Here is a 9,889-nt window from a genome sequence, read left to right as displayed (position 1 = left end):
GCACCCCTTTGGAACTTGGCAGGGTATTACCCTCAACACGGATTGCCTGGCGTAAGGTACGGCCAAACACTTTAAACAGACTTTCTACCCGGTGGTGATCGTTGCGGCCTTTGGTTTTCAGGTGCAGAGTGCAGGCCATAGCATAGGAGAGGGAGCGGAAGAAATGCTCGACCATCTCGGTGCTCAGGTCGCCGACGCGCTGATAGTTAAACTCCGCTTTGTATTCCAAATGTGGTCGACCGGAAATATCCAGTGCGCAGCGAGCCAGGCATTCATCCATTGGCAGTACAAAACCAAAACGGCCAATACCGCGTTTGTCGCCCAGGGCGTTGTTAATCGCCTCGCCTAGGGCCAGTGCGGTATCTTCTACGGTGTGGTGATCATCGATATAGAGGTCGCCACTGACCTGGATATCCATGCGGAAGCCACCGTGAGTCGCGATTTGGTCCAACATATGGTCGAAGAAACCGACGCCGGTTTTTATTTTGCTACCGCCTTCGCGATCCAGCCAGACATCGACATCAATGGCAGTTTCTTTCGTGACGCGGTTAACGTGAGCATGGCGATCACGCTGGGTCAGTTGCTTGGCAATTTGTGACCAATTCAAGCCATCGCGCTGATAACGCAAGCCACTGATGCCCATATTTTGCGCCAGTTGCAGGTCAGTCTCGCGGTCGCCGATAACATAGCTGTTGGCACTATTCATTACGCCTTCGGTCAAATAGCTTTCAACTAAGGCGGTTTTGGGTTTACGGCAAGCGCAGTTGTCCGCCGGTAAGTGTGGGCAAATCAAAACCTGCTCAAAATTGATCCCCTGAGAGCTAAAAATCTGCATCATCAGGTTGTGTGGTGGATCAAAGGTTTCTTGCGGGAAACTGGCGGTACCCAAGCCATCCTGATTAGTGATCATGACCAAACGGTAATCCGCTTTTTGCAGCGCTAATAATGCCGGGATTACATCTGGCTCCAGTGCCAGTTTATCCAGCCGGTCAACCTGATAGTCTTCCGGTGGCTCGGCAATCAGGGTGCCGTCTCTGTCAATAAAAAGAAATTTCTGGCTCATATCGTTTCCTTACGGAGGCTGGCGGTATTGGTGTTATTCGGGCTATCAACGCCAGGCAGAGGAGCAAGGGCGGCAATCACACGCTCACATTCCTGACGGGTACCTATTGTGATACGCAGGCAATTGGACAAACTTGGTTGCTTGTTCTGATCGCGCAAAATAATGCCCTGATCCCACAGTGTTTTGAATACGCTGCTGGAGGCGGTGAAGCGCGCTAGTAAATAGTTACTCTCACTGGTAAATACTTGCTCAACACAGGCGCACTCTTGCAGCGCATTTTGCAGCCATGCACGATTGGCTGTTACTTCGCTGACTCTTTGGCGCATTTGCTCCAGGCCCTGCGGGCTGAGTGCCTGCGCGGCGATATCCGCCACCGGTGTGGATAGTGGGTATGGCGCAATCACTTTAAGCAGCAATTGGATGATATCGCTGTTCGCCAGGGTAAAGCCACAACGTAACCCAGCTAATGCAAAGGCTTTCGATAAGGTGCGCAAAATGACTAAATTCGGATAATCTTTTAGCCAACTGCTCACCGAAGCTTGTGGACAAAATTCAATATAGGCTTCGTCAATAGCCACAATAGCGCGGCCTTGTGCCAACTCCAGTACTTCGCGCAAATCAGCCGGGTTGATCAAATTACCTGTTGGGTTATTCGGGCTGCAAATATAGATAAGTTTCACTCGGTCCAGACTGGCTTTAATCGCCGGTAAATCTAGCTGCCAATCTGCTTTCGTTTGTACGGTGCGCAATTCAACACCAAAAGTTTCGGCGCTGACGGCATACATACCATAGGTCGGTGGGCAGAACAGAATGGCATCCTGACCCGGCTCGCAGAAGGCGCGGATTAGCAGCTCAATCCCTTCATCAGCCCCTCGGCTGACCAAGACTTGCTCCGTTGCTAAACCGGCATAAGCAGCGTAACGCTCGATAACCAATTTAGGCTGGCATTCAGGGTAGCGGTTGAAGGTCTGCGCCGTTAGTTGATATTCCGTCGCTAATGGGTATTCATTGGCATTGAGCCATACATCGCCATTACCGCCCAGGCGGCGGGCAGACATATAAGGGGTCAGGGCACGGACGTTGGCGCGGGCCAGCTCAGTGACATTGTAAGATTGGCTCATGCTTGCTCCTTTTGGGCGGCTGTCAGGGCAGCGACGCGTAGGGTAACGGCGTTTTTATGGGCGGTCAGTTGTTCAGCCTGAGCCAGCGTTTCAATGGTTGATGCCAGACCCAGCAAGCCTTGCGGGGTTAATTGCTGCACGGTCATGCGCTTAACAAAATCAGCCAGTCCCAGGCTGGAATAGGTTGAGGTGTAACCATAAGTCGGTAATACGTGATTGGTGCCAGAGGCATAGTCACCCGCTGATTCTGGCGACCAGTCACCCATAAATACTGAGCCGGCATTATCAATCTTATCGATAATATCTTCCGGCTGGCGTATTTGCAGAATCAAGTGCTCTGGCCCGTATTGATTACTGATATCAATACATTGCTGCAAGTCTTTGGTGATGATCAAACGGCTACTTTCCAGTGCCTGACGGGCAATGTCGGCGCGCGACAACTGCTGAAGTTGTTGTTCAACTTCGACCGCAACGGCCTGAGCAATCGCGGCATCTGGTGTCAGTAACACCACTTGTGAGTCTGGGCCGTGCTCGGCCTGAGACAGCAAGTCTGAGGCGATAAACGCCGGTGTCGCACCGCTGTCAGCGATAACCAATACTTCAGATGGGCCCGCTGGCATATCTATTGCGGCACCGTCCAAACGCTGGCTGACCTGACGTTTTGCTTCTGTGACGTAAGCATTGCCCGGCCCAAAGATTTTATTCACTTTCGGCACTGATTCGCTGCCAAATGCCATGGCAGCAATCGCCTGCGCTCCGCCAATTTGGAACACTTCCTGAATACCGCACAATTGCGCTGCATACAGAATTTCATCAGCAATAGGCGGAGGAGAACATAAAATAACGCGCTGGCAACCGGCAATGCGCGCTGGGGTGCCAAGCATCAACACGGTAGACAGTAGCGGAGCAGAACCGCCGGGAATATACAGGCCGACGGAAGCAATCGGGCGGGTGATTTGCTGGCAACGCACGCCCGGTTGAGTTTCAACATCCACCACTGGCATTTTTTGCGCGTTATGGAAGATTTCAATATTACGTACCGCTTGCGCCATAGCTTGCTTGATGTCGTCATTTAAGCGCCCGGCAGCAGCGGCTATTTCATCGCTACTGATGCGAATATCAGCCACCTGCACGGTATCAAAGCGTTGGCTAAAATCACGCAAGGCGCTGTCGCCCTCGGCTTTCACCCGGTCAAGGATTTCACTGACTGTTGCGGTGATTCGCTCAGAAGCATTAATAGCCGGGCGGCTCAACAGCGCTTTTTGCTGCTCTTCGCTGCATTGCTGCCAGTCGATTAGGGTATTGAAATTCGTCGGCTGCATTCTTTACTCCATCATCTTTTCAATCGGTAATACCAGAATAGAGCTGGCACCCAGCGCCTTCAGTTTTTCCATGGTTTCCCAGAACAGGGTTTCGCTACTCACCATGTGCATCGCTACGCGGCTCTTGTCACCGGCCAATGGCAGAATGGTAGGGCGCTCGGCACCCGGCAGCAGCGTGATGATTTCGTCCAGACGTTCACTTGGCGCGTGCATCATGATGTATTTGGATTCGCGTGCTTGAATCACACCCTGAATTCGGGTCATCAGGCGGTCAATCAGCTGTTGTTTGTCCGCTGGCATTTCGCCATCGCGCTGAATCAGGCAAGCTTTAGAGCGGTAAATCACTTCGACTTCGCGCAGGCCGTTAGCTTCGAGGGTGGCACCGGTTGATACCAGATCACAGATGACGTCGGCCAAACCGGCACGTGGTGCCACTTCAACTGAACCGTTCAGCAAACAGGATTTAAAAGTCACACCTTGTTTATCAAGGTATTGCTTTAAAATGTGTGGGTAAGAGGTGGCGATACGCTTATTTTGTAAACATTGTGGGCCGGTATATTCGGTATCCAGCGATGCAGCCAGTGACAGGCGACAACCACCAAAATCCAGACGGCGTAAGGTGAAGTAACGCGGATCTTCGCCTTGAGCACGGCGGCTCAGCAACTCTTCTTCCAGTACGTTTTCGCCAATGATCCCTAAATCAACTACTCCATCCATCACCAGCCCTGGGATATCGTCATCACGTACACGCAGGATATCGATTGGCATATTTTCAGCAAAGGCGATCAGGCGTTGTTGTTGTAAATTGATTTTAATCCCGCAGCGCGACAACAGCTCATGGCAATCGTCACTGAGGCGACCTGATTTCTGCATCGCAATGCGTAAACGTGTTTTATCCAGCATGGTAAACCCTCTTCTCTTTTAACTTTATAAAATGGTGAGCAACAAAAAAGCCCTCGGAAGATAATCTTCCGAGGGCTTTCTCTATTGCGTTCTACCGCCACCTGGAAGATTCGTTAACCGTCTTCCAGCACACATCGGCCTGCAAGACTAGTCAGGATGATGGTGATGATGGTGATTAAATTGAACGCGATTCATAGTAGCTTCTCTGTGTGGGCTTCCTGACATAATCAGAATAGCCATATTTGCGACGTGCCATAATTTCTGTCAATCAACGTAAACCATCCTGCGGGTAGCGCGCAACCTTTTTTTCACCTGACGGCTTTATTTCATAATGGTAAGTTGCGGTTTATCGGCCAGTAATCGTTTTCTTTTTAGCGGTTATCTCTCATTTTTCTGTCAGTTTAAGCAGGAAATTGTTACGTATAGTCATTACGCCGACAAATAAAAACACGCGCATAATATCGAGTAATTGTTAGGTGACATTGGTTGGCGTAGGTTATTAGTATGGAGTGGGTTGTCGGTATGAACCGGTCGAGGGTAATTGAGATGAAAAAAGTAGCCATTATTGGTTTGGGCTGGCTGGGCATGCCACTGGCGCAATCACTGGTCCGTCGTGGCGTGCAGGTTGTCGGAAGTAAAACCACGCCAGATGGTGTTGAAGCTGCCAGAATGAGCGGAATTAATTGCTATCAACTGCAACTGACGCCGGAGCTGATTTGCGACCCAGATGATTTAGAACAGTTAATGACGGTATATGCACTGGTTATCACTTTGCCAGCTAGCCGTACAGCTGATGGGGGCGAACAGTATTTTCAAGCGGTGCAGATGGTGGTCGACAGTGCGTTAGCGTTCGGTGTACCACGCATTATTTTTACCAGCTCTACTTCGGTTTATGGCGAAACCCGTGGCCGAATAAAAGAAAACTCCCCTCTACAACCGGTGACTACTGCAGGTAAAACTCTGGCAGAGCTCGAACTCTGGTTGCACAAATTACCCAATACCTCGGTGGATATTTTACGCCTGGCGGGGCTGGTGGGGACAGATCGCCATCCGGGCCGTTTCCTTGCGGGTAAAACCAATGTGAAAGGCGGTTCGCAGGGCGTTAATTTGGTGCATCAGGAAGATGTCATCTCCGCCATCGAATTACTGCTCAATCTGCCTAGAGGCGGCCATATTTACAACCTGTGCGCGCCAGCCCATCCGCGCAAACGCGATTTTTACCCTGAGTGCGCACGTGGGTTACAACTGACACCACCTGAGTTTGCACCAGAAGAGGCAGAGGAAGCACCACGCGAGATTGATGGCAGTAAGATTTGCAGTGAGTTGGGGTTTGAATATCAGTATCCCGACCCCAACCGGATGCCTTTGAATTAGTCAAATGAAAGGGCTGCATACTACGTACAGCCTTTCACTTATCTGTATATCACCGCTTCTGATGAATATAGGTCAGTGCCAGCGCCATCGCGAGAACCAATCCTTTGATGATATCCATCGCGTAGTAAGGCACTGACAGCATCACCAGCCCGTTTTGCAGCACACCAAGGATAACCGCACCAATTAAGGTGCCGAAGGCATTGGGTTTACCGGACCCTGCGAGTGAAAAACCAATATAGGCTGCTGCCACTGCATCCATCAGATAGCCGCCGCCGGCATTGACTTGTGATGAGCCAATCCTGGATGCCAGCAAAATTCCACCCAGTGCCGCTAGCAGAGATGACAATACATAAGCCAGCACCCGATAACGCACGGTTCGAATGCCTGCCAAACGTGCCGCTTCCGGATTCCCACCGATGGCATACATCCGTCGGCCATGTTTGGTCAGCGACAAATACAACTGCACTACAATCGTTACCGCCAACATAATAAGCACTATCACCGGCACTTGACCCAGTGCTGAAAACATCTCAGGAATGACGCCTTCCGCCATATCGCCGCTGGGTAGCAGCATATTCTGCGTGATAGAGCCGCCATAACTGTACGTCATGGCCACGCCCTGAATCACAAACAGGCTGGCCAGGGTTGCCAGCATATCGGGGATTTTCAGCACCACAATCAGAAAGGCATTAAACAGCCCCACCAAAGTACAAATAAGCAAGGTCAGGATGATGGCTCCGGTAGTGCCAAACCCGTACCAGACAAACAGTGATACGACGATGGCATTCGCCAGCGACGCGGTGGAACCGACCGATAAGTCAAAGCCGCCAATCGACAGGGAAATCGACACGCCGATGGCAATCACCGTCACAATGGCAATGGAGCGTAAAATGTTGATGATATTGTTGGGATCAAGAAAATTGTCTGAGGCTAGCCCAAATAACGCGATTAGCGCCACAACGGTGAGTAACATCCCCCATTTGTAGAGAAAATCAAACAACTGGTGACGCCACGGCTGCGCGTCTGGCAGGGGTATTTCTTTACTCACTGAGGGGTTCCTCCGGTTGAAAATAGTAATAATGTTTCTTCATCGACATCGGCGGCATTCAGTTCAGCCACAATACGCCCATCCCACAACACACAGATACGATCACATAAACCGACTAATTCAGAGAATTCACCGGAAGCATAAATAATACCTTTTCCCTGCTGCGCTAACCCATCAATCAGATTGAATAGATCCTGTTTGGCTTTGATATCCACCCCTTTGGTTGGCTCATCAAAAATCAGCACTTGGGCATTCCCGCGCAGCCACTTGCCTATCGCCACTTTTTGCTGATTTCCCCCCGATAAACGGGCCAGTTTTTGTTGCGGCGACGAGGTGCGGACTCCCAGTCTCTGAATGAGCTCTTTGGCCCAATTCAACTCCTGGCGACGGCTAAAAATACTCCAGCGCGAAAAGCTGTCATCAGCGGCCACACTCAGGTTCATCGGGATACCTTCGTGGATAAAAATGCCTTCTTTACGTCGCTCTTCTGGCACCAAAGCCAACCCCTGCGCGACAGAGCGGTCTGGCGAACGTGGTTTCCACGGTCTACCCTGTAATTCACCCTGATCAACCCGGCTCGGCGTGGCGCCAAACAAGGCTTTGCATAATTCGGTTTTACCCGCGCCAGCTAACCCGGCAATCCCCAATATTTCCCCTTCACGCAATGTCAGGGAGATATCGCGTAACTTGTGTTGGTCATGTAACCCCTTAACGGACAATAAGGTTTTGTCACTGAAAGCGGTTCGTCGAGGGGGGTAAATATCATCCAAGGTATGGCCGAGCATTTTTTCGACAATTTGTTCACCACTCAGGTCACCCATTGCATCATGGCTGACCTTGCGGCCATCGCGTAATACGGTCAATTGATCACAAACTTCCCGTAATTCATGAATGCGGTGCGAAATGAAAACGATGGCTATCCCTTCGGATTGCAGGCGGCGAACCACTCTAAACAAACGCGCACTCTCTTCTTGATCCAGTGGCGCAGTGGGCTCATCCAGAATCAGAAAACGGCATTGATGGGAAAGGGCACGGGCCAACAGCACCTGCTGCTTTTCGGCTAATGTGCAGGATTCCAGGCGCTGGCGCACATTCAATTTGAGATCGAGTTGCTCGAGTAGTGCTTCTGCCTGACGGTACAGTTGCGGCCAGTTAAACAGGTGACCCTGTTCAGCCAGCGTATCCAGCATAATATTTTCTGCTACCGACAGAGTTGGCACCAGCGCAACATCAACTTCTTGCTGAACCACATGAATACCATGCTGTTTTGCCTGACGTGGTGAGTGAATATCTACCTGCTGACCATCAATGAAGATCTCACCGCGATAGTGATTGTGAGCCCCGGAAAGGATCGCCATCAAGGTCGATTTACCCGCACCATTAGCACCGACTAATGCATGAGTCGAACCACCTTCCAGTGTGAAATCAACTTGTTGCAGGGCATGAAATCCAGAAAACGAGATAGAGATATTTCGCATCTCAAGGCGGGCGGGAGTGATGGTAGACATAATTTCAATGACTGCCCTATAAAAGATTGTAACGAAACAGGCAGTCAATAATGCTGCTGATATCATTCTTTTTTAACACAGTTTCTATTATTCGCAACAAACTAAAATAGTTAAGGTATATCAAAAAATTATTAAACAATGATAAGTATGCCCTTAAGATGGGAAAACGCAGATGACATCACAACTTAAAATAAATAATGATTTAAAAGGAACAGGGGCATGAGCACGAACGCAATCCGAGTGCAGGTGGGGCCTGCCAACTATTTTTCTTTTCCAGGCGCTATCGGCAAACTGAGTGAGTTTTATCCTCAGGTGGCACTGGAAAATGCGCTGTGGATCTATGGAGCGCGCGCTTTAGCCGCGGCCATTGATTATCTGCCAGCAGAATTTAACAGCCCTCAGGCGGTGCGCGCTTCATTTTCGACCCATTGCAGTGAATCTACTGTGGCTGATTTGGTGAGTGCGGCGGGCAGTGATCGCCAGGTCGTGATAGGTATTGGGGGCGGGGCGGTATTAGATACGGCAAAAGTGGTGGCACGTAAACTTGGCTTGCCATTGGTGGCAATCCCCACTATTGCCGCGACCTGTGCGGCCTGGACACCGCTTTCAGTTTGGTATAACGATGCTGGACAAGCACTGAATTTCGAAATTTTCAAAGATGCCAATCACTTAGTATTAGTCGAGCCGCGCATTATTTTGCAAGCGCCAGTGGAATATCTGCTGGCTGGGATTGGCGATACCCTGGCGAAATGGTACGAGGCGGTAGTTCTTAGCCCACAACCAGAAACTTTATCTTTGACGGTTCGTTTGGGGCTACAGGCTGCCTTGGAGATTCGCAATGTGTTGCTCAAACAGAGTGAAGCCGCATTGCAAGCGGTGAAACAGGGTGAGTTGACACAAAATTTCCTGGATGTGGTCGATGCCATTATTGCCGGTGGTGGTATGGTCGGTGGGCTGGGTGAGCGCTATACCCGAGTGGCGGCTGCGCATGCGGTACATAACGGTTTGACACTATTGCCACAAACTGAACATTTCCTGCATGGCACTAAAGTCGCCTATGGAATATTGGTGCAGACCGCCTTGTTGGAGCAGGATGAAGCCTTACAATCACTGATTGTAGCATTTAATCAATTGGGCTTACCGACACATCTGGCGGCACTAGATGTTGATATCAATGACCGCGCTGCCATTGAGCTGGTGATTAACCGAATTCTGAAGCCGAGTGAGTCAATTCATTATCTGCCTGTTGAGCTGAATTCAGACAAAATGTGGGCAGCGATTGAGCGGGTAGAAACTGCCGCTCAGCGCTGATAGCATGCGGGAATAGCCGTTTAGATCAAACTGCCATAAGAATATTGTTTCAAGCGGTTTAACATCTTGTTTTTTGCTCCCAAGTTAGGGCAAAATACGCGCCATGCAATAACCGACGTTTAAACGCGTCGGTTATTTTTTTGCATTCGTGTTTTCACAAATCAAGAGGCCGGACAACGATCCGGATAGATAAACAGGTCCGCGAGCGATTATTCACATACGAAAATCGCCGTTATGAG

General features: G+C 50.2%; 9 protein-coding genes and 1 other annotated feature. Of the genes, 2 read left to right on the top strand and 7 right to left on the bottom strand.

Annotation, left to right across the window (positions count from 1 at the left end; all coding sequences use genetic code 11):
* From hisB to hisL, 5 genes are all read right to left on the bottom strand, one after another.
* Positions 1-1,063 (bottom strand): bifunctional histidinol-phosphatase/imidazoleglycerol-phosphate dehydratase HisB (gene hisB, locus ACNSO8_RS03470; protein ID WP_418393828.1); only part of this gene is annotated, 1,063 nt, incomplete at its 3' end.
* Entirely contained in the window at positions 1,060-2,184 is a 1,125-nt protein-coding gene (gene hisC, locus ACNSO8_RS03465) for a histidinol-phosphate transaminase (RefSeq protein ID WP_046051257.1), read from the bottom strand. The genes hisC and hisB, both read right to left, overlap by 4 nt.
* The gene (hisD, locus tag ACNSO8_RS03460) at positions 2,181-3,506 is read right to left on the bottom strand and encodes a histidinol dehydrogenase (protein WP_019082771.1); all 1,326 of its coding nucleotides are present in this window, start codon (positions 3,504-3,506) and stop codon (positions 2,181-2,183) included. The genes hisC and hisD overlap by 4 nt, the downstream gene beginning before the upstream one ends.
* A 3-nt stretch (positions 3,507-3,509) precedes the next feature.
* Positions 3,510-4,409, bottom strand: coding sequence for an ATP phosphoribosyltransferase (gene hisG, locus ACNSO8_RS03455; RefSeq protein WP_004388789.1), 900 nt, complete (start codon positions 4,407-4,409; stop codon positions 3,510-3,512).
* A 41-nt stretch (positions 4,410-4,450) separates the two neighbouring features.
* Positions 4,451-4,581, bottom strand: a sequence feature (His leader region).
* Positions 4,557-4,604, bottom strand: coding sequence for a his operon leader peptide (hisL, locus tag ACNSO8_RS03450; RefSeq protein WP_002231208.1), 48 nt, complete (start codon positions 4,602-4,604; stop codon positions 4,557-4,559). (Overlaps the previous feature by 25 nt.)
* 351 nt (positions 4,605-4,955) lie before the next feature.
* Here hisL and ACNSO8_RS03445 point away from each other — a divergent pair, with 351 nt between their 5' ends.
* Positions 4,956-5,783 (top strand): SDR family oxidoreductase, encoded by an 828-nt coding sequence (locus ACNSO8_RS03445; RefSeq protein ID WP_418393827.1) that lies wholly within the window; start codon positions 4,956-4,958, stop codon positions 5,781-5,783.
* A gap of 49 nt (positions 5,784-5,832) precedes the next feature.
* Here ACNSO8_RS03445 and ACNSO8_RS03440 read toward each other — a convergent pair whose 3' ends face one another.
* Together ACNSO8_RS03440 and ACNSO8_RS03435 are read right to left on the bottom strand one after the other, a co-directional pair.
* The gene (locus tag ACNSO8_RS03440) at positions 5,833-6,831 is read right to left on the bottom strand and encodes an ABC transporter permease (protein WP_019081008.1); all 999 of its coding nucleotides are present in this window, start codon (positions 6,829-6,831) and stop codon (positions 5,833-5,835) included.
* Positions 6,828-8,339 carry a sugar ABC transporter ATP-binding protein gene (locus ACNSO8_RS03435; protein ID WP_026018017.1) on the bottom strand — a complete coding sequence of 504 codons (1,512 nt, stop codon included), beginning with the start codon at positions 8,337-8,339 and terminating at the stop codon, positions 6,828-6,830. The genes ACNSO8_RS03440 and ACNSO8_RS03435 overlap by 4 nt, the downstream gene beginning before the upstream one ends.
* 219 nt (positions 8,340-8,558) lie before the next feature.
* Here ACNSO8_RS03435 and ACNSO8_RS03430 point away from each other — a divergent pair, with 219 nt between their 5' ends.
* Complete coding sequence (locus ACNSO8_RS03430) at positions 8,559-9,650, top strand: oxidoreductase (protein ID WP_050160024.1); 1,092 nt, start codon at positions 8,559-8,561, stop codon at positions 9,648-9,650.
* Positions 9,651-9,889 lie beyond the last annotated feature (239 nt).

This window comes from Yersinia sp. LJYL362 (assembly GCF_048323875.1).
Note: the sequence above shows the minus strand (reverse complement) of the source record. Positions and strands in the feature narration are given on the sequence as shown.